This is a genomic window from Lysinibacillus sp. Ag94, from assembly GCF_023242215.1.
Classification (GTDB): Bacteria; Bacillota; Bacilli; order Bacillales_A; family Planococcaceae; genus Lysinibacillus.
The window spans coordinates 1,981,429-2,007,214 of record NZ_CP096780.1 but is presented as its reverse complement, the minus strand read 5'-3'; the positions used below and the strand labels follow the sequence as shown (position 1 = coordinate 2,007,214).

The following is a 25,786-nucleotide window of genomic DNA, read 5'->3' as shown; positions in this document are numbered from 1 at the left end:
TAAATTAACGTTTTTCAAATATGCGCTACTGCCATTTGAATAACCCTTTCATACATGACGTCATCGTAAGCCTCATAGTTTCTTTTATTTACAAAAAAATCCCCATTCATCAACAAACCGCAGATGAAACTGAAAAATTCAATTTCTCTCCCAAATTCTTTTTTTACAATATTGAATCACAAACTAGAAAATATTATAGTAAGCTAGCAAAAATCAGCATAAAGATGATAGAATGTTTTAATAAAGGGGGCTTTAAATATGGGGAAATTAAGCAAAAGGAATATACTGTGGATTGTGCCAATCGGAATATTAGGGGTGTTCTGGTATTTTTACGGTCCACAAAAGGACATTACAGATAATGAATATATTACATATGTAAAAAACTATTCATTCGAACATAGTAGTAAAACAATTGAATCGGGTTTTGCTAGCGTTTGTCAAAATCCATACTGGGTGTATTTTGAAACCCAAAAAGGACAGGATGTGGTTGAATTTAAAGGAGACTGTCCAGTCAATAATAAAGCCTCGAAAGTGAATGTTCAATTTTTAGTTGATCGTGATATGACAAATGTGAGGTACGGTGCAATGTTAGTCGATAATACAATGCAAGAGGAAGCGGATCGAGATCAATACCTTCTCGCATTAGTAGGGAAATAAATAGGTAAAAGCTCTCGGTTGAAAGCGACCGAGAGCTTTTTTTGATCGAATCGACGGATAGCAGAGCCATACTGACGGATTGAGCTACTCAACCAGCGGATAACTCCTCACAACAGACTTAAAAAATAAATTATTTGACAGCTTTCCAAATGGTCCATCTGTCCTTTTCAACTATAAAACTCTCAGTTGAAATCGACTTATCCATATAATTCACTAATTCATTTAATTCTTCATCGTCTAACTCGTGCAAAATACTTCTGCCTGTTCTTTCCCGTAAATCTTTTAACAATTGCTCTTTTTGTTTATACACATTTCTTGTTTCCCATAGCTGTACTTCTTGCACCTCGCTAAACCCAATTGCCTTAAGTGTTTCAATTACTAGCTCACTTCTATGTCTGCGTTTTATTTCTTGCTCTCTTAATTTTGGAAAACGCTCAAAGAAATAGCCTCTAATATGGTGGTCATCACCTTTTAATAAACAATCTTCAGGTGTCCGGTCTTGGATAATGTAAATCCCTTTATCCTCCAAAATTCTATATGCCTCTTGAAAACAAGCTTTTAAATCTTGGATATGATGAATTAAAGCTCTTTCTAGTACTAACTGGAAGCTGTCATTGTCTAAGCCTGTAGCTAATGCATTTCCTTGCTTGAAAGTAATATGATCATAGTTTTTACAATTTTCTTTTGCCCCAACGAGCATAGCCTGTGAAAAATCCACACCTATTACAGAAGGTACACCCATATCTGCTAATGCTTTAGCATAAATGCCTCCGCCACAGCCAATATCTACAGCCTTCGAAGTATGCATGATCGGGACAAGTTCTTTTATTGCTTCGATCCACGAGTGGTCAGCCTGTCGAGTTGTATAAGTAGTTTGATTGTCTTTGTTGTGAAAATCAATGCTCATCTTTATCACTCTTTTCTTGATGGATTTTCCTACTAACATTATTTTACAATCAGTCGAAACATAAGTAAAATCAATGTTAATTATCAATTTCCATAAATTAATCTTATTACCTAAGTTATATCCTCCCAATAAACCGATGATCATGACAAACAAGCCTGGAATCCTCAGAATTTTAATTGCTCCAATACAGGTTGGTGTTTGGAATGATCTTTTGGGATATAAATCGCTCCATACAATCTCTGAGTCGCTATTTTGGAGAGTCCCATTACTGGGTGAAAAAGCATTGTCCTAAGGTGCAAAAGGACATATAAAGGAAGCAACATTTTACCGAGTATTTACGCTGGTTGATCTATCCATGACTACTTTTCCGCTATGTTTGAAAGATTAGGAGATTCCTTTCTTCAGTGAAGTCCTTTGGAACTCTGCTGCAATTTCATTATGCTGAATTGCTGTTGTAAGTATTTTAGTATTACTTCTAATAGTAGTAAAACGTAGTTCCTATAAGGAAAACGCTGTTTCACCAGAAGGATTTTGATATAATATGAAGGAGGGTGAAGTTTAAGAATTGTTTGAAACAACAAAAAAACTCACGCATTTATTTATTGCATGAATCTTTTTATTTTTATCTATTCAATATCTACAGACTGGATAATGTTTAGCTCAAGGATTCGAATTTCCTTATTTAGCTTAGCAATGGCTGCTTCTATTTGTTCAAAGCGTTCTAAATAATTTTTACTGGCATTGTGCGTAGGTAGCGTTTCTTTTAACGCTGCCTGCCCCGCATATAAAATCTCAAGTAAATCCAGCTTTTCAAAATAAGCTGTGCTATATTGTATTCCCATTTCACAAAGCCCCTTACTGTTACTTTTTCACCACTAATAAAAATCCTAGCCTTTACTAGCACTATAACCGAAAAAAGCAAATGCAAAACTATATCTTAGTTATCATTTATTAACCAATAAAAGGTATATAACAATGCCTTACCTATATTTCCGTGGTTAAAACATACTTATCTATTTTTTAATATAGAATAGACAAATGTATCATGCGCCTGACCGTTTTGATACATATAATCTCGAAGAATCCCTTCCTTTTGAAAGCCCACTTTAGTTAGCAGTTTATTCGAGGCTTCATTTTCTATAAATACAACAGCACCTATACGGGTAAGACCCATATGCTCAAAGCCATACGACACAATTTCGGTAACCGCTTCTTGTGTATATCCTTTTCTCCAATAATCAGGATGAATTTCATAACCGATCTCTGCCCGTCTATGGCTAGGCGACCAAGCGTTATAACCAATTGTGCCGATTATACCTTTTGTTTCCTTTCTTTCAATCCCCCACCTTATCCCTCTTTTTTCAGCAAAGTTCTTTGAAAATAAATTCACTAAACTTTGTGCTTGCTGTAAATCAATAAATGGCTCTTGTCCATAATAGCGAGTGACTTCTTTATGAGAAAAGCAATTAAATACACCCTCCGCATCATCCTGCGTTAATTCTCTTAAAATAAGTCTTGCTGTCTCTAAATTAGGAAACATTCATTCTCCCCCTTTATTATCATCTATTCTCCACACTTCTAGTAAAATCCTTTAAAAACAAAAAAAGCACACCCAATAGAATGTGTGCTCACTTTGTTAAAGTGATGTTAGCCAAAAATTTGTGCGGCTATAGCAAATAGTGTATTATTTCTAGTCGGCATTTCCTCTGCATGAAGAATCATAACTGGAGGTCTATTTACCTCTGTAAAACCATTTTGCTCTAACCACTTTATCATTTCAGCATGTCCAGATGGTACATCCATTCTTAATTTTCCATGATGGTCTTTCGCTAAAGTATTCATTATGAGACTAGCTGTAATAGAATTAAGTGCTATGATTGGGCCTAACATTAGATTTATCGGACCTTGAATGGACAACCCAAAGCCAATAATATTTGTTTGATGATCTCTCACAACGATACAATGCTTAGCTTGTTTTACCCTATTCCGTAAAAAATTACTTCTTTTATCTCCAAAGGCGGCTGCATCTAAGCGGACAATTTCAGCAAAATCACTCTCATTATAAACTTCAATCGTATACTCATTAGAAGCTAAGTTATGTACACCGCTATAATTGTCAGCCAGATATTTATGCACATAATCTACAGTTGTAAAGCCTAGCTTCTTATATAATGGTTCTCCGTCTTTCGTTGCGACGAGCATAATAGCTGTATGTGGTGAAACACTTTCAATACATTTTTGAGTAACTAATTTCCCTAGGCCTAGTCCTCTGTAATTTGCATGCACAATGACCATCCCTATCGAAGCTAAATTTGTATCATATGTCATAATGGCAGCACTTGAAACAATTTTCCCTTCAGCATTTTTGTGCCCAAATATTTTACCTGACATCATCACGGTTTTAATTTCGGATTCATCATAATCCCACCCGACAGAGTCAGAAAGATCCATTAATCCAGGAATATCATTTGCATCGAATAATACTAACTGTAACTGTTTATGAGATGTAGTCATTTAATCCCCCTATAAGAACGTTTGTTTCTATTTTACACATATTTTATAATGTGTACAAGTAATTTTTTTGAAAGTTTAGATTTATCATTTAAATTTGGTGATGACCATTTGCATTTTATTACGTTCATTCGGAGTGAAGACTGGAGCGTAAAAAACACCTATTGACCCAATGAAAGCGCTCTACCGGAATGGAAAGAAACCAACGCTTTCGGTAATTAAACCAAACTATTAAAGTTATTCATAATTTTTCTATTTATGCCTTTTAAAAATAGCAAAAATCTTTATAATTGTAACTAGAACTATGCACTCCTACTTTAAGCATATTTAGGTGATTGAAAATGACATCTTATGAACGAATACTTATTATGGTCCCGCCGTTTCCCTAGCTACGTCTACTCTTTGCTAAAGAAGTAGATTTTGCTTGTAGGAGGGCAATAAGTTGAAAAAACATGTAGCACCATCTTTACTATTAATGATTGTTCTTGTAGCTTTTCCACAGATTAGCGAGACAATCTATTCACCATCTCTACCTGATCTTTCAGATGCTTTGAATGCTTCAAATCGCTCTGTACAGTTAACCTTAAGTATTTATTTTATAGGGTTTGCTTTTGGGGTTTTTTATTGGGGATGGATTTCTGATTTTATTGGACGAAGACCGGCCATGCTAGGCGGTTTAATTTTTTATAGTATTGGCAGTTTCATGTGTTTTTACGCAGAAACTATTACTTTTCTATTAGTTAGTAGATCTATACAAGCTTTTGGGGCGGCGACAGGCTCGATAATAACGCAAACCATCTTGCGTGAAAGCGTATCTGGTAGTAAGAGACATGCTATGTTTGCGCAAATTTCTGCGGTGATTGCCTTTACCCCTGCAGTAGGGCCGCTGATTGGTGGCTGGGTCGATCAAGCATTTGGTTTTAGAGCTGTTTTTTTTGTGCTCGTTGCAATGAGTATTTTGTTGTTTATTTACACTTATTTTAGACTTCCAGAAACAACAGATACATCAATGAGAAAAAAAATTGCTATTTTCCCAGTTGTAAAACGTATTATTTCATCTCCACGGGTACTTGCCTTTGGATTGCTAATTGGTGGGATAAATGGCGTGCTATTCAGTTACTATGCCGAAGCTCCCTTTATCTTTATTGATCATTTCAATTTATCACCAGGACTTTATGGATTTCTTGGTATAATTGTGGCGCTTGCCTCTATTATTGGTGCCATGATTTCCAAAAGACTCGTCAGCAGCTATCAGCCAGAGAAAGTAATTCATCTCGGTTGCTCTGTGATGACTGTCGGCGCTTTATTGCTACTAATCGTTAGTTCTTTCCCATTGCCTAATATTGTCTTACTAGTGGGCATTTTAGTAACCATTTTTATTACCTTATTAGGATCAGGAATTGCTCTACCTAATTGCTTAAGCCTTGCACTTGTCAACTTTCAGGACGTTATCGGGACAGCTGGCGCAATTTTCAGCTTAGGCTATTACTTACTTGTAAGTTTAATAACATCAGGTATGAGTTTCCTGCATAATGGTTCGTTGACGATTATGCCACTCTATTTTTTCACACTATCGATGATACTGTTTTTATTCGGAAGAAAATTTATTGTTTAAAATATTGTAGCGGGAATATATAAACAATAGCACTTCATTTATCGGCCACCCTATTTTATATAAGGGTGGCTGCCTCTTTACTGAAAATAATAATTGACGACTTCTTCAGCAGAATGAAAGATAATATTACTTTGGGTTTTATAAATAAACTTAGGTGAAGTACAAGCTTTTTCAAGACTTTTTGCGTACTTTAATGTATCTGTCATTTGCTCAATAATTTCAGAGTAGCCATCAAGATTATTGGAGATTTTCGGCATCATTATATCGGAAACATCCAAAACAATAGAAACTTGATCCTCTGCATAATTATTTAAATTGATGAAAAAGCACTCCTCTAAATCTTTCGAATGCTTGTCAACATTAATAACTGCTTCACTATATTTTGCGATTAGTCCAGTAGATGTCACTGTAATTGTAAATCCTTGTTCGGTTAGTTTTTTATTAATGGCATCTAAAAAAGTTTTGACTTCCTCATCCATTTTAGGCGTTACAGTTGTCTGGATTAAATGATCACAATTTTGATGAATGGTATCAATTTCTGCCTGATTATCAACGAGTAATTTAAAGTTTGATATCGAGTACACACTAAATCTCCCCTTTATTATAAGTTTGACATTAGGGCGTTTTTTTAGACATTTTTTAGCCATATATTTTTAGGCTGTTTTCAAAAAGATTGTTACTGTTAAAACATAAAAACAGAGTTAATCTACAAGATGTGTAAAATTAACTCTGTTTTTATGTTTGCTATTTCTTAAAGCTAATATTGAAAGCCCCTAAATAAAGAATGTTATTCATTGTTTCGTTTTATCATTAGTTTACGATCCTTGTCTAATGGGTGATTCCCCCGCATATCCACTCGTTGTCTATTCTGATTCGATTACGGGAACTAAAAAGATATAACAAAAGGCTGTCACAACAGCCTTGCTAAACTTAAAGTAAATGTTTAACCATTGTATAATAGCTACTTCCAGGCGGATAATCTTTTATTTCTCCAACAACTTGATAATCTCTCGCTTCATAAAACGTACGTGCTTGAAAGTCATATGTAGTTAATAATGCCTTCGTAGCACCCATTTGCTTGGCTGTTTCTTCAGCTTTGGCCAGTAGCTGTCCACCAATACCTTTTCCACGGTATTCTTTACTAAACCAAAATTTATTGATTTCAACCCAACCCCAATAAACCTCAGCTGTGATGCCGCCTATCCATTGCTGTTGATGATCAGTAACGATTAGGTTTAACGAACGAATAGACCCCTTTTGTCTACTTTCTTTATGATACGGTGAATGTTCATCGTTATACTCTTTTAATTTTGTATTTAAAAACGTAGTAAAGTCATCGTGATTTTCTAATAAAATCTCAATTTGATAATCCATATAAATCCCCCTTCTATATGTATTCTATGCTTTATAACGCTCCATTAGCTTTTCCTGATGCGCTGAAAAAATTTCTTCCAGTGAAATATCATATTTATTTGCTATAACAATAATATTCCCTAAAACATCTCCAAGCTCCTCTACTAATTCTTGCTTATTTTCTTCATATGATTGAATCTTTTCATCTGGTCTATCTCTACCAATCTCTAACGCTCGTATAGCTCTCGCCACTTCTCCAGTTTCTTCAGCTAGAAAACCAATACGCGTAAAAATGCTTAAATCAGACCAACCACGAGTATCATAGTAATCCTTTAACCATTTTTGAAACTCATTTAATTCCATTTCTATTTCCTCCATTTCTTTCCTCTCGAATTTAAATTATACTATAAAAGTGAAACGTGAATCAGGGGGCTTTTTCATCCCCCGCTAAAGTTCACTGCCCGTTATTGCGGAAATATACTTATCAGATATGGGGGAACAATGATGGATAGTATTGCAGTATTTTGCGGATCAAGCATCGGTGCATCAGAAGCATATAAAGAAGGAGCTATTCTTCTAGGAAAAGAATTAGCAAAACGTAATATTACCTTAATTTATGGCGGTGCGAGTGTAGGTGTGATGGGAACAGTTGCAGACACGGTACTTCGTGAAGGCGGCAAGGTGATCGGGGTTATTCCGACATTGTTAGAGGAAAGAGAAATTTCTCATAAGCATTTAACAGAGCTAATTGTCGTCAATTCTATGCATGAACGCAAAAGCAAAATGATGGAACTTGCTGATGGCTTTATCGCTTTACCCGGAGGCCCTGGTACGTTAGAAGAATTTTTTGAAGTATTCACTTGGAATCAAATCGGCCTTCTGCAAAAGCCTTGTGGACTTTTAAATATCAATCATTATTATGATTTACTCATTGGGTTATTTGACCATATGCAAAACGAACAATTTTTACAAGCCCAATATCGAAATGCCCTACTTGTAGATGAAGACGTTGTGGGACTATTAGATAAATGTGCAGCTTATGCTCCTCCTACGGTTAAAACGTATCAAACGAATAAATAGGATATTGGATTGAATTTAATAAACATTCTTCTGTTACAAAAAAACAGCTGAAATCTATGAAATCAGCTGTTTTTCATTTGTCTAAGAGATTTAAATAAAATATGATCTTTCTACACAATGGGCCGTTGATTTCCGTACCAACTGAGTGCTTTCTTAGAGGCGTCCGATAAACCACTTTGGTTGCGTAGCTTCGCTTTCGCACAGATTTCTCCAGGGTATTATCTGTGACGCTAATCCCAAGGAATCACTCAGGCTCCACTCCAATCAACCAATCCACATAGCATGGATCTATTGGTAATAGATGCTTCCGTGCTTATGTATTACAGTCTATAGTGTCTCAATCTTTAATTCCCTAGCCTGTATCATTAATTCACAAAGTGGACAGTCAAATAATACGTGTAATTCAAACCCTGTTTTAGTTTTATAAATTTCATCATATAGCCACCAAGAACCTTCTAATTGTTCTGGAATTGAACACTTCTCTATATCACTAAAAGTTAGTTTTACATTTGTGTCGTACCAACCTACACTTGTTCCAGCTATCATAAGTGTAATTGAAGTTTCAGTGGAGGAGAAAGATAATACTTCTCCATCATGTAATGATTTTGTATGTATTTCAAGAACTTGAGATGGTAGCTGCTCTTTTATTTCTTCAAATTGTTGTAAATACTGTTTACATATATTTCGACTACGACTTTGATAATTTTCATTCCACTCTTCAGCCATTTTTCTTAATTTTTGAGATGGATATTCTGTTTTTAGAGAACCCTCTAAAATATATGGATGAAATGGCGCCGGAAGAAACGTTAATAAATCATTTTTTCGCCATTCCAACTCTGCTTGTAACATTTCAATATAGCTTGTCCCATCTTCGTTTTTCCAATTTAAACTTTCTTCCCAATCTTCTTTACAGTCAGGAAAAGTTAAAAAGCCATAGACTTGCATTTCGCGATACCAATTTTTAGTAAAATATTTCAATTAAAAATCCCCTTCTCTTACTGATCTTTATCGTTTTTCTTCTTGATGAAGAAAATGAAAAAACGAAACTATCACGCTCTAACAATATTCCATCTAAATCAAAAATACCGCTTGAATCATTCATATGCGTCCGTTTTATTTAAAACTCCATTCTATAACTCCTTTCGTTTTTTCACTGCCACTACCGCTATCATGACCATTACTAACTTCATCACCAAAATTAATGCATAAATGCTAAAGGATATGATCGCTGGCAAAAGCACTAACCACCAAGACCATGCGATAACATCCGTGAGCTTTAATACTATAAAGACAATTGTTAATACTTCAGCAATTCCCATATTCACACCTCCATACACCTGATTTTCATCATTCCGAATTTAGCGAAGTCTCAAACTTTATTGTTTTACAACTATTTAAGCACTTTACCTACAATATTTGAACTTTTTCGATCATCACCAAAACGTGTGGTTGATTTCTGTTCCGACTGGGCGCTTTGTAGCTGACGCTTCGCTTTCGCTACAGAAAACATTTGTTGCTGACGCTTCGCTTTCGCTACAGAAAACATCTGCTGCGCTGCAGGGTCTCTGGCCAACACGATGTTGTGCACGAAGACGTTATCACAGGATATGATTCTTTTAGCCTTCGTTCCTCTATTACTGATACCCAAGGAGTCGGCCAGTCGGAACGAAGGTCAACTATTTACATAGTAGACGTTTTAACAAAAGTCAGCCACAACTTTTGGTAATGAACCAACTTTTTAACAAAAAAGAAGAACCTTTTCATTTGGTAATTCGTCTAAATATTGAAAAAAAACAAGTTCCAGAGTAAATAAAAGGGAGAAATGATTATGAAAAGACCAATTAAAAAAACTTGGATGATTGCTTCAGCACTAACAATAGGAATGGCTGTTCTGACGCCACTTCATGCAGGAGCTACTGCAGTGGAACCAACAAATGGTGTTACTGTTCAAATCGAACAACAAGTTACAGGAACAATTCAAGGAATCAGTGATGACGGGCTTTTTTTAAAAGGTAGGGATGGTAAAAATTACTATATAAACTTCTATAAATTTTCTGAAGAACAACTAAAAAAAATGAACCTAGTAGAAGGACAGGAAATCACAGTTGAAGGCAGCGTAATAGAGGATTTTTCAGACTTCTATACATTCGAAGTTTATAAAAAAGAATTGCCTAAAGAGGTAACAAATGAAGATTTAACAAAATTAGAAAAAATGTTTAACGAAGCGAAGAAGCTAGAAAAAGAAGCTGACAAAGCATATAAAAATAATGTTGAAGATGCAGAAAAGAAATATCAAGAAATTCATAATATTTATGTAGATATGGGTAAAATTATTAAGCCATATTATTTAGCTACTTGGCAACCTGAACCATTTGAGAAATATCTAGAAAATATCGGCTTTAGTGAAAAAAATATAGAAGAAAATGATAATAAACAGCTTAAAGCTATTTATGAAGAATGGATAAAGCTTGAAAAAGATAATCAAGATGAAAAGGCTAACGAAAAAATGAAAGAGTTCCACAAAATCCTTCAACCGTATTTTGATAAACTTTATCCAACTCCAACATTTGAAGTGTTTATCGAAAGATTTGAGTTAGATATCCCTGCTGAAGATTTAGCAAAACTAAAAAATATTTATGATAATGCTCAAAAAGCAGAAAAAGATAACAATACCGATGATTCTGTTAAATTATGGGAAGAATTCTATTACATCATTGATCAATTCATTAAGCCTCAAACATTTGAAGAATACATGGCTGACTATGATTTCAAAGTTAGCGAAGCGGATAGCCAGCAATTAAAACAGCTCTATGAAGAAATCTTAAAGCTAAATCTAAAAGAAGACAAAGTAAAAATTGAAGAGAAATGGGCAGCATTTCACGATATTTTAGAACCATATTTCCAAGCAAATAAAGAAATTTTAATTTCACCTTCTAAACTAACAGTTAACGGTCAAGACTATCTTCCACAATAGGTAAAGGATGGGGTGTCTCACCAATCAATGCAGATGATTGGTCGGATTCCCCTTTTTAGACTTATTTCATCTATTTTACCTCTATAGCAGAAATACTTTTGTATCATCTTCCAGAAATATTATATCGATAAGTCCCCTTCTGTTTCGGTACAGCGAAAACACTATCATCTACCTTTATTAGCTCGGTCTCATCGCGACCCAACTATTTCCATACTTCTATCGCATCATTAGGTGGCTTCTCAAAATTTATTTAAATTTATGGTGAAACAGAAAACGGAACAATTCTTTTATTAGCAATAATTTCTGGTGGTAGGATTTTTAACAACGCCATTCATTATTTAAAAGGTTTTTCCAACAATATGTACCTTAATTTATGTTCGATGTTTTAAATTTTTTTTTAAAATAATGAACCTTTTCATCTGGAAATACGTCTAAATATTGGAAACATTAGTTCCAGAGTAAATAAAAGGGAGAATTGATTATGAAAAAACCGATTAAAAAAACTTGGATGATTGCTTCAGCACTAACAATAGGAATGGCTGTTCTGACACCACTTCAGGCAGGAGCTACTGCAGTAGAACCAACAAATGGTGTTACTGTTCAAATCGAACAACAAATTACAGGAACGATTAAAGGCATCTACGGGGATGGCATTGATCTAAAAGGCAGAGATGGTAAAAACTACTATATCAGCTTTTATAAATTTTCGAATGAACAACTTGAAAAAATGAACTTTGTAGAAGGTCAAGAAATCACTGTTGAAGGTAGCGTAGCAGAGGATTATTCAGATTTCGACACATTCGAAGCTTATAAAAAAGAATTGCCTAAAGAGGTAACGAAAGAAGAGCTAACAAAATTAGAAAAATTATTTAATGAAAAGAAAAAGTTGCAAAAAGAATTGTCAAATGACATGACAGAAGAAGAAATCGATAAGAAACTTGAAGAAATTGGTAAAATATATAAAGAAATGGATAAAATCACAAAACCATATATTTTAGCTAAGTGGCAACCTCAAACATTTGAAGAATATATGGCAGATTTCGAATTTAGTGAAAAAAATATAGTTTTTGAAGAAAATGATAATAAAAAACTTAAAAGTATTTACGAAGAATGGGTAAAACTTGAAAAAGATGGTCAAGAGGAAAAGGCAGTCGAAAAAATGGATGAGTTTTATACAATTCTTCAACCGTATTTTGAAAAACTTTATCCAACTCCAACATTTGAAGATTTCATAGGAGGATTTGAGTTAGATATCCCTGCTGAAACTATAGCAAAATTAAAAGATATTTACGATAAGGCTCAAAAAGCAGAAAAAGATGACAATGCTGATTTGTCTGAAAAACTATGGGAAGATTTCTATTACATCATTGATCAATTCAGAACGCCTCCAACATTTGAAGAATACATGGCTGACTATGAATTCAAAGTTAGTGAAGCGGATAGCAAGCAATTAAAACAGCTTTATGAAGAAATCTTAAAGTTAGATAAAAAAGAAGACAAAGCAAAAATTGAAGAGAAATGGGAAGCATTTAATAATATTTTAGAACCATATTTCATTGCAAATAAAGAAATTTTAATTACTGCTTCTAAAGTAACAATTAACGGTCAAGAATATACTCCACAATAAGGAAGAGAATGGAGGTATCTCAACAATCATTTAGGATGATTGTTGGGATTCCTTTTTTGTTATTCCATAGTATTTCAAGTTTTTTGGATCATCACCAAAACGTGTGGTTGATTTCCGTTCCGATTGTTTACATAGTAGACGTTTTAACAAAAGTCATCCATAACTTTTTGTGATGAAGAGGATCAAATTATCCAATTTATGCAATCAATCGTGTAGTTAAGTAATTAATTATGTAAAGACACATTGAAAATTAACCTTCAATGTGTCTTTTATTATTTAAAATACCATTCATTTACTTCTATAGCAAAAATATTAGAAGATCCCTCTTTGTCCCATTTTCCAGAAATACTATATTATAAGTCCCCTTCTCTCTCGGTACAGAGAAAACACTTCTTTCTCATCGCGACTCAACCATTTCTACTTCAAACCCATCAATATATTTCGCAAACATTATGTTTACTGTTGGTACTAATTTACTCTCTGACTATCCAACAGGCTTTGGTAGTCCAGTATTCCAGATAAATACGATAATAAATAACATACTAATTATTTTTACCTTTAGACTTCTCAATTAAAATCTCTCCTATTCAGTATATATAATTGCTATTATCATTTCGTTGCAGAGGAAAATGAACTTCACTAATTTGCCACCAGTAAATTATGTATAACAAAAAAATGAATTAAGTGAATAATTAGCAAGCCTATTTGACACATTACATATAGGAGGTGGAAGAGTAATGTCTAAAATAATTGGTGTGGAACAATCGTTAACAAACGTTGAAGACGCTTTAAAAGCAAAAGGTTATGAAGTTATTCAACTTCGTACTGAAGAAGATGCAAAAAAATGTGATGCCTGCGTAATTACTGGGCAAGACAGAGATATTATGGGGATTAGTGATCCTATTATGGCAGGACCTGTTATTGACGCTGATGGTCTTTCTGCTGACGAAGTACTTCAACGTGTCGATAAATATTTCCACTAATAAAATGACTAGGTGCTGTCGCTATAGCTTTGCTGACTATAGAGCAGCACCTTTTAATATTTTCTATATATTCTAATAAATTGTAAATGAATTTGACCTCCATTTTTAGTTACCAAAGCATAAGAGACCACCCTCACAAGGAGTAGCCGTTTAAATAAATTTTATTGGCAAACACCTAAAGGATTATCGTCTGGATCATAAAAGGTAAAGAATTTCCAAGAACCCTCTCCGTGAATAGGATTGACCTTTACATTCTTTTCAATTAGAAATTTATAGGTTTCTTCAATATCATTATTAGGGATAAAAATTGTAATATTTACCCACCCCAAAATTATTATTTGGAAACTCCATTGGTTTATGATTTAAAGTTTTAACTAAACATACTACGGTTTGAGAATGTTCAGCAATCTTCATTACAGCAGCCTCCTCTTCGATGTAGATTAATTCAAAACCAAGTATTTCTGCATACCAATCGGCTGAAATTTTTGGGTCTTTAACAGGAATAAAAACACCCTCCATCCCCATTAAAAGTGGTTTAGTCATAAAAATATTCTCCTTTTAATCTTTTTATCAACTTATATTTGACAATTTTTTGCGAAATCCTTTTTTTAAATAAAATCCCTCCTATTCCAGTATTTAGTTCCAAAAGACATCTTTCATTTAGATTACCTCTAATCAGATATATTTTCATAATATTCCCATTTACAAACAATACTTGAAGAGACTTTGTTATTTGTTCAAAATAAATTACATTTTCTGCATTTGGCTATTGAAAAATCATGACGATCGTTTCGACTCTTCCTTCCGTCGCTCTGGCTCTTCTTTCCGTCACTTCTCCTCTTCTTTCCGTCGCTTTGACTCTTCCTTCCGTCGTAAATTAATTAGAGATAATCGAAGAGAGACATCATTGCAGATTTATTCATATAACATCCTAGATTTAAATTTTTATCACACAAGTATTCCCATTTATAACAAGGACACAAAGTGATAAGTATCCTCAAAAAAATGGCCATCGTATCTTAACTAACACAACTGTTTCATATGCTTCTCCGATATGGAATGGCATACTGCTATAACTTTTTCAATTGATAAAAGTCCAAAACAAAAAATAATAATACTCGATAGCAAAGGTTTAATAGTTCAATGGAAAAACCAAAAAAAGACAGCATTAATTCTACAAAAATTTGTAGATCTATCCTGTCTTTTTTTACAGCAACACTTATAGAAAACAGCCTTTAATGCTATGTCACTTTATACTTTTGATTAATCAAATTCTAAAACATTTTTTTCTACTACTACTTGATAAACTTCTTTCGTACTGATTAAAATCGTTTTATAATGTTCTGTTTCAGTAAATGAATACCAAGGCTTCTCATTGAAACCATTAGAAAGCTCCTCTGTAAATGTTTCTTGTTCAATATTATTTTTGATTTTATATTCTTCTTCACGGCCTTCGTCAAAGTAAAACTTTACTTTATATTCATACTCCATAAATCGACACCTCCCATCTACTTATATAATGGGTTGTAAGTACAAAAATTATGAAACATAATAAAAAGCCACACCTAGTTAGGTATGACATTTTTATATGCTCCACTTCTACTTAACTCTTCACTCACAATTCTTTAAAACGATTCCCCTCAAAATCCATTGGTTCATTGGAAAAAACAAACATCTTATCCGCATTACTCTTAAATAAGAGAGCTATTTTGCATACATAATTCTTTAAAATTACAACCTTTACAGTGCCATTTTTCAAGGGATTGCTCAAATTCCTCAAGGTCCACGGGTTCATTAGAAAAAATATCCGCCTGATATTTTTTCATTTCTAGTACACTTCGCTGAAACGTATGTAATATATTGTCCATATCAAATGCTGTTAAGGCATATTTTTTTCGTTTACCCGTCAATAAATATTCATTATAGACATCAATTTGGTCAAGAGATACACGATATTTCTGTTGAATATAGTATGCGTAGAGCGCTAATTGCTGGCGATCATCATCGGATTCTCCGCCTGTTTTCCAGTCGATAATAATCCACTTGTCTGCTATTTCATCGTAATAATGAAAATCCATTACGACGAAAACTTGTATCCCCTCTATTTTCATGGAACGAAATTGTTCAGGCTCACCAATTTTTAGGGAGCCTTTTTGAGCGGTAATTTGCTGGAATGTTGCACTGTTTAGAAAGTTGTCAAAGACTGCGGTCATTCGCTCCTTATAGTCTTGTACAAGTTCAGGATTTAACTGCCCATCGTAATAAATTTCCTGCATCATATAAAATTTATTCGGCTTATGTCTCCATAAATCTACATGGCGTGTAGAATCGATAAAAGCAGCATTAAGCTGGCCACGTGCACGATTTACTAGCTCAGCAACAGTCGGCGCCTTACCGGTCTGCAAATAATCATTGATCGATTGCTCGATTAAGTGATGGACGATTTGACCAAATAAAATCGGCATGGATTGGAGCTTTTTTAAGCGATAGACATGTTGATGAGACGGCTCTACATTATAACTTAGCCAGCCATTATGAGAAAAATAATATTCATAGCCATATTTTCGCGCACAGCTTGTTAACGTTTTATGACGTGACAGTGACCACGAAAAAGATGGAAAAGGTGTGATTTCAAACATGGATATCGCCTCCCTATATCTGTATTTTATCCATTTTGCCTTGGCGTAATTGCCACTGCTGCTTCGCTTTCACGGCATCCGCTGGAGGCTTTATCTTCATTCAGTAGATCTGTTTGGATATCCGCTGAAAAGGATCACATCCCCATTTATCTTATTACATAGATGTGTCCTCTACTGAATGAAGATAAAATCATATAAGAGTTGTACTATTAGCACAATGGTTACGATACGTAGTAATAGCTTAACTTGGCTTGCCTTAACCTTTCTTGCAAGGATAATCCCTATTTGCGCACCAATGACAGAGCCAACCATTAACACGATGGTCAATGGCCAATCAATTTTACCTGTAGCAATATACGTAATTGCGGCTCCAGAGCACATCGCAAAAACACCTACACGTGACAGACCTACAGCTTTCATATAAGAGATTTTCTCATGAGCATATGTATAAAGTGCTAGCGTACTGCTCCCAGGACCGAACATCCCATCATAAAAACCAACACCAAGAAGTATTGGACCGTTTTTACGATTCATTGTAAAGCTTTCTTTTTCTCCAAATTCAGCTCCACCTATAAAGGACATAATAAGGGCAAAGCCTAATAAAGTAATCGCAATGAACGTCAATGTTTGACTGCTCATAAACGATGCAAACAGACCACCGAGGGTACCACCTATTAGGGAAACAAGTAGTACTGAACGCATTTCTGACCATGACAATTCTTTTCTTTTATAAATCGTATAGAAGCTTGAAAAGGCGCTGACCATATTTGAAACTTTATTCGCACCAATCGCTGAATGGACTGGTACCCCCACTAACATCATAGTTGGTAATGTAATTAACCCTCCACCTCCAACTAATGTTCCAATGACGTTGCCAGTGATACCTATAAGTAAAAATAGCAAGTATTCCATTTAATCCTTCTTTCTATAACACACAAAATGGTATTCATATGATACAGTATAACAGACTGCTACTTAACTTCCTTCAACAAGTGTATTATGTAGCGAAAGCGAAGCGTCGGTACAACAATTATGCCGAGGCAAAATGTAACTAGATAAACTACGAGGTGAACGAATGCTTGAACAACAAAAAAACACTTACACCGCGTTTTTGTAAGCAACTAACGCTAATTGTGGCGACCATTTTCTTAGCTGGCATTACGGCAACGCTAATCCAATACAGTAGGCTCCCCGCAACTATACCTGTTTTGCAAAGCTTTACAAGTGAACATGCGCAATTTGGTCCGAAAATCGCTATTTTTTATTTACCCTTTATTGCCTTTATGCTATTTTTACTTTTACAATACTTAGAGATTAGAGCTGCTTATCCTATTCCACGTAAAAATAAGCCTACCTTATCTCATACAGAGCGACAAAATGGGATCATTATTTTTTGTCTCATCAAAAATAGTATACTTCTGTACTTTACATATTCACTTTTCAATGACTTAGCAGTAGCTTTAAGCCATCATCGTATTTTACAGCAGTGGCATGCTTATTTATTTCTATTTGTACTGTGTACTATATTTATAATGGGAGTCGTTCGTGGAATTTTTTTGAGTAAGAGGGAATAGAGCATACTCCACTCTAATACTGCGTTGATGGGTAATTAAAACTATTAATAAAGCATAATAATTAAAACAAGTATTGCACTAATAATACTTATTTTTATCGTTTCTACTTTATATATAGAATATGTCTGTACTATGATATTATATGTGTCATAGACAAGGTTTCGTGCTATTCTCCTTATATAAGTGCCCATAGCAGCCTCATTTCTAAACCGTCCTTTATAAACACGGATAAAGGTTTCCTGTGTTAAATCCTCCGCTAAAACTGGATCCGAGACCATATAGTAAATAAATTGAGATAAATGCATTGAAAATATTGTTCATAAAGCTCTTCAAACTCCATCTTCTCACCTCTCTTACTTTAATAGACGAATGAATAAACAAGATCTGTATGTAAAATGTAAATTTACTAAGTAAAAAATAGACTACCTGACACCATATAGCATCAAGTAGCCTAAATTTCTTACAGATCAGTTTTCATTTTTTCAAATGCATGTATTAACACATATTTTTGTACACCGCGAGCCATTTCAATGCTTTCCTGGGCATGCTGATGAAGGGCTGTTTCATTGTTCTTTTTGTATGCATAAACCGCTTCAATTGCTGGCTGCATCCACGGCTTTGTTAGCTGATCGCTGCGCATGTCAGTTGTTCGTTCTTCAAGTGCTGCGATATAACATTTTGCATAGCTAGTTAAAGGCTCTTTTTTTATTTTATCGGCCGCATCCTTTGCTTCCTCTAAATTCTCTTTCATGATCGCCATTAGAAATTTATAGTTATACTTCATTGCTGGCTGCTTATATTTTACGATGGCTGTTTCTAATGAGTGAAGCTGCTCTTCCCTAGTCCCATAAGCAAGAGTGTAAGGATAGGCAAAAAACGGATCATTTTTACGATCTTTTACTAATTTATCTACCATCTTCATATTATTTGTCCTAAATAAAATATGTATATGTCTATAAAGCATTGCCATCACTGTAAGGGCAATAATGCAGATTGTAATGGATAAGTGCACGCCTGCTAGTGATAGTAGTATTGTTAAAATAAATATGAACAAATAAAATATGGTAAGTTTTGTAATTCTCATAATTCCTCCTACTGTAGTTTCCTCCGCATTTTTCGAGAAAAAATAAAGCCAGCTCCAAGGAAGAATACAAGCGCCATAAACTTCATGAGAGGAATAATAAATAACTTGCTAATCACGAAAACAACCAAAATATAATAGACTACCATTAACAGTAAAAATAACGTCAGTTTATTCACTGTGCTTCCTACTTTCATTCAGTGCTGTTTCAATGGCCGCTAGCGCTTTCGGTCCCATTCCATGTAAATTTTTCAACTCTGATAAATCAACCTTTTCCAATTGCTCTAATTTTGTATAGCCTGCCGCATTCAATGCACGTATAGCAGGTTTCGCTACTCCCTTTGGCCATTCCGTCATTTATGCTCGTCCCTTCTTTTTTCGTCTTTTGAATAACACTACTCCTATAATACCTAATATTAGTATAGCAAGTGAGACGACAAAAAAGTCGTAAATGCTATATTATTATAACGGTTTATTACGGTGATATTCGCGTCCTGAATCCGCTTTGTGCTTGCACAAAGAACTCCCTTTCCAATCCGGAGACTTCAGCTGCTGAGAAAGTTAATATTAAACCTACAAGCAAGCAACCTTTTACTACCTGCTTGTTGAACTGTACTTCAATCTTTATTATGCAATCGAATAGGATGAAATGCAAATAAGCTAGGTCTTTAGAGCACATTGAACATTGCCATGAAAGAGGCAATCAGATTACTAATGCCATGTATGCACCAGCTTGTTAGGATGGAGCCATTAGACTTTCTCTCATTGATCCACCCCAAGAAATAACCTGCAAAAGCGGCTGACATAACAACTAATACGACGACTCCAAAAGGAATAAAAGAAAATATCATCAATCCATGTAAAATGCCAAATAGTAAACTTTGTACGATATTTCCTATTTGAAAACCAAACCTATGCATGAATCGTTTCAGTAAAAAGCCTCGGAACAGTAGCTCCTCTGAAAACCCAGTTTGTACAATAGCATAGAAAAAGGCTGGTATGAGCGCTGAAAAACCAAGTCCTGTAAAACGATTGGACGCTAAAATTGAACTGTCTAAGTAAAGATAAGTAATTATAGTGAGTGGTAAGGTTAATAAAACAATAATGAATAAAAACCATATAAAATATTTCCCTTTATTTTCAATGACAAGCTTTTTGAGGCCGATCCATCTTAAAAATGATTGTTGCTTTCTTGCTGTAAAAAACCACCATATAAACGGTATAACTGAAAATAATATGACTTGAAAAATTGCGCTTAGTACACTTTCCAAAACCATAATTTCCCTCCTCTGTTCAAAATGTTTTACACGAAGAATGACAAGTGATGGTAAGCTGTTTTCCGGAAATCGCTAGTTGATGGTTGAAGTTCGCCGGCAACATCTGCTTTTCAGCCGCTTAATGTTTGAATTGCGCTGCTAACTCCTGCTTTTCCGCCACTTAATGCTCGAATTGCGACGCTAATTCCTGCTTTTCCGCCGCTTGATGTGGAAACTCGTAGGTGCTCTATATTGCGTCCTTCTTCATGTTAAGCATATTAAACAACAGAGTTGAAATCAAGATTTTTTTTAATGATAATCATTAAATAATTAACCATTATAAATAAATATTAAATGTTATTCAGTAAACATTTAAAGAGCGACTAGAAAACTCTAGTCGCTTTTACTCTTTATTTGGATTTCGTTCAATAAATTCTGTAATGTCATCTTTTAAATCATAAACTAAATTAAAATAATGACGCTCATTCATTGCACCCTTCTTGCGCCATTTTTGCATTTCTTGATAGTGGAAAGTGATAAAATAACTTTCAATCTCACGACGTTCTATCCCTTCCTTTTTTGCCATATCGACAATAGAAAGACCTTCTTTCCAGTATTGATCATAGACGTCTTGCGTTATCCCAAGCACCTTACAAATAGCAGCATAATCGTATTTCACATGGTAAACAAGCTGTCCATCTTCACCATTTGCATGTTGTTGAATTACATTATTTGCATAACAAATTGGTGTAAAGCTCATTATAAGTAGGCTCGTGAGAACTATTTTTTTAAATGGTGCTTTCATGGTTAAACCTCCTTCATGTTTTCACTAGTGTGTGAGGTTTAAAAAAATCATATTCCTTTGATCACAATGCTTTTCGAAAAGAAAAGCACCATTTTTCATATCCTAATCGATCTTCATAAAAACGATGCGCACCAGTCCTTTGAATACCAGACTCTAAAGCAATATAGTGCGCGCCATTTTCTTTGCCCCATTTGTGAAGATAATGCAATAATATTTCTCCATAACCTAATGAACGATACTTCTCATCCGTCACTAAATCATAGACAAAAATATGGCGTTCACTGTAAAAGTTGACTCTCCAACTTAATCCGGCGACAGCCACAATGTACATATTTTCGTATAAAGCAAATAACAAATAGCCATCTTGGGTCATTTCTTTTAATAATTGGAGGTATTTTTCTACTGTTAATTCCGTACGAAGCTGCACCAGAACGTAATATGCTTCCATCCACTCCTGCTGCGTTGTTAATTGTTTGATTGCTACAGTCATTATTCAAAACTCCTCTTACCAATATTTAATATAATGAAATACTCCGTCGTCTATTTTCATCCCGAGCTTCTCATATAATTTTTGAGCACGAACGTTGTCTGTCGCTGTTTCTAAAGCTATATAACGCGCCTCTTTCTGTAAACAGTAAGAATAACACTGTTCAATTAGACCCTGTGCTACACCTTGTTTCCTAGCATGCTCTACCACGAATAAATCGTTTAGAATATACGCCTGTTTCATTGCAACAGAAGAAAAAATAGGATATAGCTGGACAAAACCAACTGGCTGCGCATCCAAATAAGCTAAAAAGATTACCGATTCCTCCTTATTTAAACGCTCCATTAGAAACCGCTCAGCCTGTGCTAAATCTGATGGTTGACCATAAAATTCTCGATAGGCATTAAATAATGGCACGACGTCTCCAACAGTTGCAAAGGTAGCTGTACAAATCTCCATAATCGTTTCTCCCCATTTCTTTTACTATGTAATTCTTGTATTATGATAAAAAATGAACTGGCATTTAAAAAGAAACAGTTTTCTACATTCCAACATGTCAAGGAGGGACTTTATGGACGATTTTATTTTCTTATTTACAGATCAAGAGGCAAAATATAAACAAATTTATCAACAAATCAAATGGTTAATCGAACAACGCAGATTAACAACGAATGATTCGCTTCCTTCTATTAGAAGGCTAGCCGAAACTTTACATGTTAGTCGGAATACAACTTTAACTGCCTATGAGCAACTCGTAGCGGAAGGATACATACGTGGTGAAAGACGAAAGGGCTATTTCGTGAATGAATTTGAAAAAGTTTTTTTTCAGGAGGAGGAATGGCCTAGCCTTAGTCAAGAAATTAAAACTAACAGTGGAGATGTCATCATTGACTTTCGGGCTGGAGCTGTCGATCAACAACATTTCCCTGTAAAAATATGGCGGCAAATGGCTAATCAAGTGTTACCTTTACAAAAATGCTATGAATATGGCGACCCTTTCGGTGAGCCACTTCTAAAAGAACAGCTTGTACATTATTTGCTTCAAGCTCGTGGCGTTCATGTAAATGAAGAGGACATTATTATCGGTAGTAGCACCCAGCAAATGTTAATTTATCTAGGCTTTCTATTAAAGCAACATTTCCCAAGTGTTATTTTAGAAGACCCTGGCTACAACGGTGCACGAGAAGCGTTCAAGCTGCATGACTTTCAAATAGAAACTTTACCTGTGTCGGAAAAAGGTGCAAAGCTTGAGCATTTAAAGCATTTACATTCGCGCTTACTCTATGTCACACCTTCTCATCATTTTCCATACGGTGTTTCCATGAGCATTCAGCAGCGTCAAACTTTAATTCAGTGGGCTAAAAAAGTTGATGGTTATATACTTGAGGATGATTATGATAGTGAATTTCGTTATACGCAACAGCCATTTCCTGCTCTCGCCTCACTCGACAAGTCACGTGTGATTTATATGGGGACATTTTCAAAATCATTTTTACCAGCTATTCGTTTAAGCTATATGGTACTACCGCAATCACTTATACAGCCATATAAAGAACGCTTTGCTTATTTTGAACATAACGCCTCGTCCTTACATCAATTAACAATGGGGAAATTCATGGAACAAGGTGAATGGACACGGCATATTAAAAGAATGCGTATCACCTATAAACATAAAATAAATGCTCTTGTAGAGGAGCTTAACAAACAGTTCGGAGAAAAAATTACGATACTTGGAGAACAATCTGGGCTTTATATATTAGTGAAGGTGCAAACTCAATGTTCAGAAGAGCAGCTCATTCAAAATGCACAACAATACGGAGTCAAAGTCTACCCTACTAGCCCATATTTTCTACAACAGCCAAGCTCTACACCCATTATACAATTAGGCTTTAGTAAATTAAAAATGGAGGACATCATTCTTGGTGTACAACTGCTAAGAAAAGCTTGGATTAATAATACGCCATAACTGCAAGGGTTATGGCTACTCTTTATCTCGATCATCATATGTTTTTATCAGCACATTCAACATGTTCCACTCTTCTTGTCCAATAGTTTTTATCCCGAGTGGATCTTTAGGTAATCTGATTGCGGTTTTCACTTGGAGCTGAGCAGTTCTTGCGTTGACCCGATTCGTTTTCTTTTGAATCAATAAAAAAGGAATTTGTACAGCTGTCCCTGCACAAATCCCCCAAAAATTTTTTAAAAATAATCAATAAACGTTGGAATGCCTACTGGTAGTACAGTCTCTAGTAGTGCAATTTCAATGGCATTGCCTTGTAAACGCTCAATTTTTTCTAAATAACTCGGTCGTTTATAGCCTAGTAACATCGTGGCAAGTGTTTGAACTGTTAGTTGAATAGCATTTTCTGACTGTGTCTCACTTACTTTTTCAACTGCAACTTTTCCGTCTTGCTTCGTTATAACAAATGTACCATTATTCCATGCAACAATGCGATCACGAACAGCTAGTCTAAGCTGAAAATCATTTCCTGTGAATGGGTAGCGTAATAGAAATTCCTTTACGTCAACAATTCGTGCCATAAAATAAGGGGATACCTTCTGAATAATTTCACTATCCTCTAACAGAAAGGCAACGGCTTCATTGCCTGTTGTTTTACCATAGACGTTGTAAATCATTGAGTTATGTGCTGAGACAAAATTCCATAAACCTTTACGCGCTTCTTCCAGCAAATAGACAATTTCGTCGATGTAAAAATTTTCCTCCATAATACGGTAAAACATATAACCCTGTGGTATATCATCCTCATCATAATAAACCGCTGCCTGGAGGTTGACATCACTATCGATAAATTTTTCCTCCCAAAAGTCTTCCTGAAACTTTTCATTCCATGCGATACTATTACGAACCATGACACCGTGCGTTTTCTTTGAATAATGCGCATAAATAGTCACAACGTCTTCATGTTTCGGATCGACACGACGGATTTTTCCATTTAGGCCACCGTAGCGAGGAAGCTGCGTATCTTTGATTTGAAATTCCACAATATCACTCATAATTTCCCAACCCCTTTTTCGGTAATAAGGGATAGAATATGGGAATAAATAGGATATGCATTGTCCTTCGTTTCGCATCCGCTCTAGAGTCTCAATAATAAGACTTTCCATCAAACCATGCCCAGAATATTCAGGGTACGTTCCGACAGCAGTGATGCCTCCCATTTCATAAATCCTACCATGAACGTTTACCTCAAAAGGTAGGCATAAAATTTGAGATACAAGATGTGAGCCATCGAACCAACCAATCGCATGTCCTTCATTAAATTGCTTACTTTTGGCATTCACAAAGCGACGATCCTTATGAATGGACATGGACATTTGAAAAACATAATTAAGCAAATCTATAAACTGTGCCATTTCATCTAATCGAATTTCTCGCATAACTAAGCCTTTACGTTGATTCATGATTCTCTCTCCTCATCAAATAACTCTGAAAAAATGGTTTCCGGTGCATTTAAAAAACGCTTCGTAACAATGTAATGTATAGTATCCTCATAACGAATAGCTTCAATCTCTCCATTATCAAAACTATAAATTGTAGCATTCGGATAGCCAAGTAAAATAGGTGAATGTGTGGCGATAATAAATTGTGCCTCGTGCTCTAAATCTTTGATAATTTTGAGGAGGCTTAGCTGTCTCGTTGGTGACAACGCCGCTTCAGGCTCATCTAATAAATAAATGGCCTTCCCTTTAAAGCGATTCATAAACAGCGAAAGAAAGGACTCCCCATGTGATTGATGATGTAACGACTTACCACCAAAAGCGGCATACTTATTTGGATGATTATCCAACAAATCAATATGACTCGCAAATTGATAAAACGTTTCCGAACGTAGGAAAAAGCCATTTGAAACCTTTGGCCACCATGATAAACGAATGAATTCTCCAAGTGCAGATTCCGCTTTATGTACTTCATATATATTTTGACGGCCGCCCCCCGCTGTATTAAAATCACAGCGATCAGCTATAGCCTCCAATAGGGTTGATTTCCCAGAGCCATTTTCCCCTACAAAGAAGGTAACGTTCGTAGGAAACTCTAGCTCCTGTAAATCCTGCAAACTTGGTATATTAAAGGGATATTGATCTTTCTCTGCAATTTCTCCCTGTATTACCTTACATGACTTTAAATACATTTCGTTTCCTCCCTTATTACTATTATAACGTGCCTACGCTTTTTGCCAAACATAAGCCACGCATAGCTCTAAAGGAAATCAATGCC

General features: G+C 35.1%; 30 protein-coding genes and 1 pseudogene. 8 read left to right on the top strand and 23 right to left on the bottom strand.

Going from position 1 to position 25,786, the window contains the following annotated elements:
• Positions 1 to 258 precede the first annotated feature (258 nt).
• Entirely contained in the window at positions 259 to 657 is a 399-nt protein-coding gene (locus tag MY533_RS09135) for a glucosamine 6-phosphate synthetase (protein WP_248718852.1), read from the top strand.
• A 130-nt stretch (positions 658 to 787) separates the two neighbouring features.
• Here MY533_RS09135 and MY533_RS09130 read toward each other — a convergent pair whose 3' ends face one another.
• The 4 genes from MY533_RS09130 to MY533_RS09115 all read right to left on the bottom strand — a co-directional run bounded on the left by MY533_RS09130 (position 788) and on the right by MY533_RS09115 (position 4,078).
• Positions 788 to 1,564 (bottom strand): class I SAM-dependent methyltransferase, encoded by a 777-nt coding sequence (locus tag MY533_RS09130; protein WP_248718851.1) that lies wholly within the window; start codon positions 1,562 to 1,564, stop codon positions 788 to 790.
• A gap of 626 nt (positions 1,565 to 2,190) precedes the next feature.
• A complete protein-coding gene (locus MY533_RS09125) occupies positions 2,191 to 2,406 on the bottom strand; it encodes a hypothetical protein (RefSeq protein ID WP_132358601.1) in 216 nt (71 codons plus the stop codon).
• Between the two features lie 167 nt (positions 2,407 to 2,573).
• Positions 2,574 to 3,104, bottom strand: a complete 531-nt coding sequence (locus MY533_RS09120) for a GNAT family N-acetyltransferase (RefSeq protein ID WP_248718850.1) — start codon at positions 3,102 to 3,104, stop codon at positions 2,574 to 2,576.
• Positions 3,105 to 3,211: 107 nt separating this feature from the next.
• On the bottom strand, positions 3,212 to 4,078 hold the full coding sequence (locus tag MY533_RS09115; protein ID WP_248718849.1) for a GNAT family N-acetyltransferase: 867 nt from the start codon (positions 4,076 to 4,078) through the stop codon (positions 3,212 to 3,214).
• Between the two features lie 439 nt (positions 4,079 to 4,517).
• On the opposite strand from MY533_RS09115, the gene MY533_RS09110 reads away from it, so the two are divergent.
• Positions 4,518 to 5,690, top strand: a complete 1,173-nt coding sequence (locus tag MY533_RS09110) for a multidrug effflux MFS transporter (protein WP_248718848.1) — start codon at positions 4,518 to 4,520, stop codon at positions 5,688 to 5,690.
• Positions 5,691 to 5,767: 77 nt separating this feature from the next.
• On the opposite strand, the gene MY533_RS09105 is transcribed toward MY533_RS09110, so the two are convergent.
• The 3 genes from MY533_RS09105 to MY533_RS09095 form a co-directional block, all read right to left on the bottom strand.
• Positions 5,768 to 6,274: a hypothetical protein gene (locus MY533_RS09105; RefSeq protein ID WP_248718847.1), complete on the bottom strand. Its 507-nt coding sequence runs from the start codon at positions 6,272 to 6,274 to the stop codon at positions 5,768 to 5,770.
• A gap of 346 nt (positions 6,275 to 6,620) precedes the next feature.
• Entirely contained in the window at positions 6,621 to 7,064 is a 444-nt protein-coding gene (locus tag MY533_RS09100) for a GNAT family N-acetyltransferase (protein ID WP_248718846.1), read from the bottom strand.
• A 24-nt stretch (positions 7,065 to 7,088) separates the two neighbouring features.
• On the bottom strand, positions 7,089 to 7,406 hold the full coding sequence (locus MY533_RS09095) for a MazG nucleotide pyrophosphohydrolase domain-containing protein (RefSeq protein WP_053482762.1): 318 nt from the start codon (positions 7,404 to 7,406) through the stop codon (positions 7,089 to 7,091).
• A gap of 141 nt (positions 7,407 to 7,547) precedes the next feature.
• Here MY533_RS09095 and MY533_RS09090 point away from each other — a divergent pair, with 141 nt between their 5' ends.
• Positions 7,548 to 8,123, top strand: a complete 576-nt coding sequence (locus MY533_RS09090; RefSeq protein ID WP_248719184.1) for an LOG family protein — start codon at positions 7,548 to 7,550, stop codon at positions 8,121 to 8,123.
• 327 nt (positions 8,124 to 8,450) lie between these two features.
• Here MY533_RS09090 and MY533_RS09085 read toward each other — a convergent pair whose 3' ends face one another.
• The 3 genes from MY533_RS09085 to MY533_RS09075 all read right to left on the bottom strand — a co-directional run bounded on the left by MY533_RS09085 (position 8,451) and on the right by MY533_RS09075 (position 9,711).
• Entirely contained in the window at positions 8,451 to 9,101 is a 651-nt protein-coding gene (locus MY533_RS09085; protein ID WP_248718845.1) for a DUF4085 family protein, read from the bottom strand.
• A gap of 152 nt (positions 9,102 to 9,253) precedes the next feature.
• A complete protein-coding gene (locus MY533_RS09080) occupies positions 9,254 to 9,442 on the bottom strand; it encodes a transmembrane Fragile-X-F protein (protein ID WP_248718844.1) in 189 nt (62 codons plus the stop codon).
• Between the two features lie 71 nt (positions 9,443 to 9,513).
• Positions 9,514 to 9,711, bottom strand: a complete 198-nt coding sequence (locus MY533_RS09075; protein ID WP_248718843.1) for a hypothetical protein — start codon at positions 9,709 to 9,711, stop codon at positions 9,514 to 9,516.
• A gap of 240 nt (positions 9,712 to 9,951) precedes the next feature.
• On the opposite strand from MY533_RS09075, the gene MY533_RS09070 reads away from it, so the two are divergent.
• From MY533_RS09070 to MY533_RS09060, 3 genes are all read left to right on the top strand, one after another.
• The gene (locus MY533_RS09070) at positions 9,952 to 11,097 is read left to right on the top strand and encodes a hypothetical protein (protein ID WP_248718842.1); all 1,146 of its coding nucleotides are present in this window, start codon (positions 9,952 to 9,954) and stop codon (positions 11,095 to 11,097) included.
• A gap of 481 nt (positions 11,098 to 11,578) precedes the next feature.
• Positions 11,579 to 12,724, top strand: a complete 1,146-nt coding sequence (locus MY533_RS09065) for a hypothetical protein (protein WP_248718841.1) — start codon at positions 11,579 to 11,581, stop codon at positions 12,722 to 12,724.
• A 737-nt stretch (positions 12,725 to 13,461) separates the two neighbouring features.
• Positions 13,462 to 13,707, top strand: a complete 246-nt coding sequence (locus tag MY533_RS09060) for a YkuS family protein (RefSeq protein ID WP_132358618.1) — start codon at positions 13,462 to 13,464, stop codon at positions 13,705 to 13,707.
• 161 nt (positions 13,708 to 13,868) lie between these two features.
• Here MY533_RS09060 and MY533_RS09055 read toward each other — a convergent pair.
• From MY533_RS09055 to MY533_RS09040, 4 genes and pseudogenes are all read right to left on the bottom strand, one after another.
• Positions 13,869 to 14,250, bottom strand: a pseudogene (locus MY533_RS09055) (VOC family protein).
• 720 nt (positions 14,251 to 14,970) lie between these two features.
• A complete protein-coding gene (locus MY533_RS09050; protein WP_248718840.1) occupies positions 14,971 to 15,198 on the bottom strand; it encodes a hypothetical protein in 228 nt (75 codons plus the stop codon).
• A gap of 200 nt (positions 15,199 to 15,398) precedes the next feature.
• Positions 15,399 to 16,346 (bottom strand): PD-(D/E)XK nuclease family protein, encoded by a 948-nt coding sequence (locus tag MY533_RS09045; protein ID WP_248718839.1) that lies wholly within the window; start codon positions 16,344 to 16,346, stop codon positions 15,399 to 15,401.
• 171 nt (positions 16,347 to 16,517) lie between these two features.
• Complete coding sequence (locus MY533_RS09040) at positions 16,518 to 17,258, bottom strand: sulfite exporter TauE/SafE family protein (protein ID WP_248718838.1); 741 nt, start codon at positions 17,256 to 17,258, stop codon at positions 16,518 to 16,520.
• 167 nt (positions 17,259 to 17,425) lie between these two features.
• Between MY533_RS09040 and MY533_RS09035 the strand changes: the two genes are divergently transcribed.
• The gene (locus MY533_RS09035; RefSeq protein WP_248718837.1) at positions 17,426 to 17,920 is read left to right on the top strand and encodes a DUF1648 domain-containing protein; all 495 of its coding nucleotides are present in this window, start codon (positions 17,426 to 17,428) and stop codon (positions 17,918 to 17,920) included.
• Between the two features lie 44 nt (positions 17,921 to 17,964).
• Here the strand turns inward: MY533_RS09035 and MY533_RS22280 are convergent, their stop codons facing one another.
• From MY533_RS22280 to MY533_RS09005, 7 genes are all read right to left on the bottom strand, one after another.
• On the bottom strand, positions 17,965 to 18,225 hold the full coding sequence (locus MY533_RS22280; protein ID WP_371873324.1) for a sigma factor: 261 nt from the start codon (positions 18,223 to 18,225) through the stop codon (positions 17,965 to 17,967).
• A 155-nt stretch (positions 18,226 to 18,380) separates the two neighbouring features.
• Positions 18,381 to 19,004: a hypothetical protein gene (locus MY533_RS09030; protein ID WP_248718836.1), complete on the bottom strand. Its 624-nt coding sequence runs from the start codon at positions 19,002 to 19,004 to the stop codon at positions 18,381 to 18,383.
• A gap of 168 nt (positions 19,005 to 19,172) precedes the next feature.
• On the bottom strand, positions 19,173 to 19,358 hold the full coding sequence (locus MY533_RS09025; protein WP_132362777.1) for a helix-hairpin-helix domain-containing protein: 186 nt from the start codon (positions 19,356 to 19,358) through the stop codon (positions 19,173 to 19,175).
• Positions 19,359 to 19,669: 311 nt separating this feature from the next.
• Positions 19,670 to 20,278, bottom strand: coding sequence for a CPBP family intramembrane glutamic endopeptidase (locus MY533_RS09020; RefSeq protein WP_248718835.1), 609 nt, complete (start codon positions 20,276 to 20,278; stop codon positions 19,670 to 19,672).
• A 382-nt stretch (positions 20,279 to 20,660) separates the two neighbouring features.
• Positions 20,661 to 21,062, bottom strand: coding sequence for a hypothetical protein (locus tag MY533_RS09015; RefSeq protein WP_248718834.1), 402 nt, complete (start codon positions 21,060 to 21,062; stop codon positions 20,661 to 20,663).
• 61 nt (positions 21,063 to 21,123) lie between these two features.
• The gene (locus MY533_RS09010; RefSeq protein ID WP_248718833.1) at positions 21,124 to 21,552 is read right to left on the bottom strand and encodes a GNAT family N-acetyltransferase; all 429 of its coding nucleotides are present in this window, start codon (positions 21,550 to 21,552) and stop codon (positions 21,124 to 21,126) included.
• Positions 21,553 to 21,567: 15 nt separating this feature from the next.
• On the bottom strand, positions 21,568 to 22,008 hold the full coding sequence (locus MY533_RS09005; protein ID WP_248718832.1) for a GNAT family N-acetyltransferase: 441 nt from the start codon (positions 22,006 to 22,008) through the stop codon (positions 21,568 to 21,570).
• 112 nt (positions 22,009 to 22,120) lie between these two features.
• Here MY533_RS09005 and MY533_RS09000 point away from each other — a divergent pair, with 112 nt between their 5' ends.
• A complete protein-coding gene (locus MY533_RS09000; protein WP_248718831.1) occupies positions 22,121 to 23,515 on the top strand; it encodes a MocR-like pyridoxine biosynthesis transcription factor PdxR in 1,395 nt (464 codons plus the stop codon).
• 233 nt (positions 23,516 to 23,748) lie between these two features.
• Here the strand turns inward: MY533_RS09000 and eis are convergent, their stop codons facing one another.
• Both eis and MY533_RS08990 read right to left on the bottom strand, forming a co-directional pair.
• Positions 23,749 to 24,972, bottom strand: coding sequence for a GNAT family N-acetyltransferase (gene eis, locus MY533_RS08995; RefSeq protein WP_248718830.1), 1,224 nt, complete (start codon positions 24,970 to 24,972; stop codon positions 23,749 to 23,751).
• Positions 24,969 to 25,700, bottom strand: a complete 732-nt coding sequence (locus MY533_RS08990; RefSeq protein WP_248718829.1) for an AAA family ATPase — start codon at positions 25,698 to 25,700, stop codon at positions 24,969 to 24,971. The genes eis and MY533_RS08990 overlap by 4 nt, the downstream gene beginning before the upstream one ends.
• Positions 25,701 to 25,786: the final 86 nt, after the last annotated feature.

Bases quoted from the DNA above. Each gene is read 5' to 3' on its own strand.
- MY533_RS09135 (WP_248718852.1), top strand. From the start codon at position 259: ATGGGGAAATTAAGCAAAAGGAATATACTGTGGATTGTGCCAATCGGA.
- MY533_RS09130 (WP_248718851.1), bottom strand. From the start codon at position 1,564: ATGAGCATTGATTTTCACAACAAAGACAATCAAACTACTTATACAACT.
- MY533_RS09125 (WP_132358601.1), bottom strand. From the start codon at position 2,406: ATGGGAATACAATATAGCACAGCTTATTTTGAAAAGCTGGATTTACTT.
- MY533_RS09120 (WP_248718850.1), bottom strand. From the start codon at position 3,104: ATGTTTCCTAATTTAGAGACAGCAAGACTTATTTTAAGAGAATTAACG.
- MY533_RS09115 (WP_248718849.1), bottom strand. From the start codon at position 4,078: ATGACTACATCTCATAAACAGTTACAGTTAGTATTATTCGATGCAAAT.
- MY533_RS09100 (WP_248718846.1), bottom strand. From the start codon at position 7,064: ATGGATTATCAAATTGAGATTTTATTAGAAAATCACGATGACTTTACT.
- MY533_RS09095 (WP_053482762.1), bottom strand. From the start codon at position 7,406: ATGGAATTAAATGAGTTTCAAAAATGGTTAAAGGATTACTATGATACT.
- MY533_RS09090 (WP_248719184.1), top strand. From the start codon at position 7,548: ATGGATAGTATTGCAGTATTTTGCGGATCAAGCATCGGTGCATCAGAA.
- MY533_RS09080 (WP_248718844.1), bottom strand. From the start codon at position 9,442: ATGGGAATTGCTGAAGTATTAACAATTGTCTTTATAGTATTAAAGCTC.
- MY533_RS09070 (WP_248718842.1), top strand. From the start codon at position 9,952: ATGAAAAGACCAATTAAAAAAACTTGGATGATTGCTTCAGCACTAACA.
- MY533_RS09065 (WP_248718841.1), top strand. From the start codon at position 11,579: ATGAAAAAACCGATTAAAAAAACTTGGATGATTGCTTCAGCACTAACA.
- MY533_RS09060 (WP_132358618.1), top strand. From the start codon at position 13,462: ATGTCTAAAATAATTGGTGTGGAACAATCGTTAACAAACGTTGAAGAC.
- MY533_RS09050 (WP_248718840.1), bottom strand. From the start codon at position 15,198: ATGGAGTATGAATATAAAGTAAAGTTTTACTTTGACGAAGGCCGTGAA.
- MY533_RS09045 (WP_248718839.1), bottom strand. From the start codon at position 16,346: ATGTTTGAAATCACACCTTTTCCATCTTTTTCGTGGTCACTGTCACGT.
- MY533_RS09040 (WP_248718838.1), bottom strand. From the start codon at position 17,258: ATGGAATACTTGCTATTTTTACTTATAGGTATCACTGGCAACGTCATT.
- MY533_RS22280 (WP_371873324.1), bottom strand. From the start codon at position 18,225: ATGCATTTATCTCAATTTATTTACTATATGGTCTCGGATCCAGTTTTA.
- MY533_RS09030 (WP_248718836.1), bottom strand. From the start codon at position 19,004: ATGAGAATTACAAAACTTACCATATTTTATTTGTTCATATTTATTTTA.
- MY533_RS09025 (WP_132362777.1), bottom strand. From the start codon at position 19,358: ATGACGGAATGGCCAAAGGGAGTAGCGAAACCTGCTATACGTGCATTG.
- MY533_RS09020 (WP_248718835.1), bottom strand. From the start codon at position 20,278: ATGGTTTTGGAAAGTGTACTAAGCGCAATTTTTCAAGTCATATTATTT.
- MY533_RS09015 (WP_248718834.1), bottom strand. From the start codon at position 21,062: ATGAAAGCACCATTTAAAAAAATAGTTCTCACGAGCCTACTTATAATG.
- MY533_RS09010 (WP_248718833.1), bottom strand. From the start codon at position 21,552: ATGACTGTAGCAATCAAACAATTAACAACGCAGCAGGAGTGGATGGAA.
- MY533_RS09005 (WP_248718832.1), bottom strand. From the start codon at position 22,008: ATGGAGATTTGTACAGCTACCTTTGCAACTGTTGGAGACGTCGTGCCA.
- MY533_RS09000 (WP_248718831.1), top strand. From the start codon at position 22,121: ATGGACGATTTTATTTTCTTATTTACAGATCAAGAGGCAAAATATAAA.
- eis (WP_248718830.1), bottom strand. From the start codon at position 24,972: ATGAATCAACGTAAAGGCTTAGTTATGCGAGAAATTCGATTAGATGAA.
- MY533_RS08990 (WP_248718829.1), bottom strand. From the start codon at position 25,700: ATGTATTTAAAGTCATGTAAGGTAATACAGGGAGAAATTGCAGAGAAA.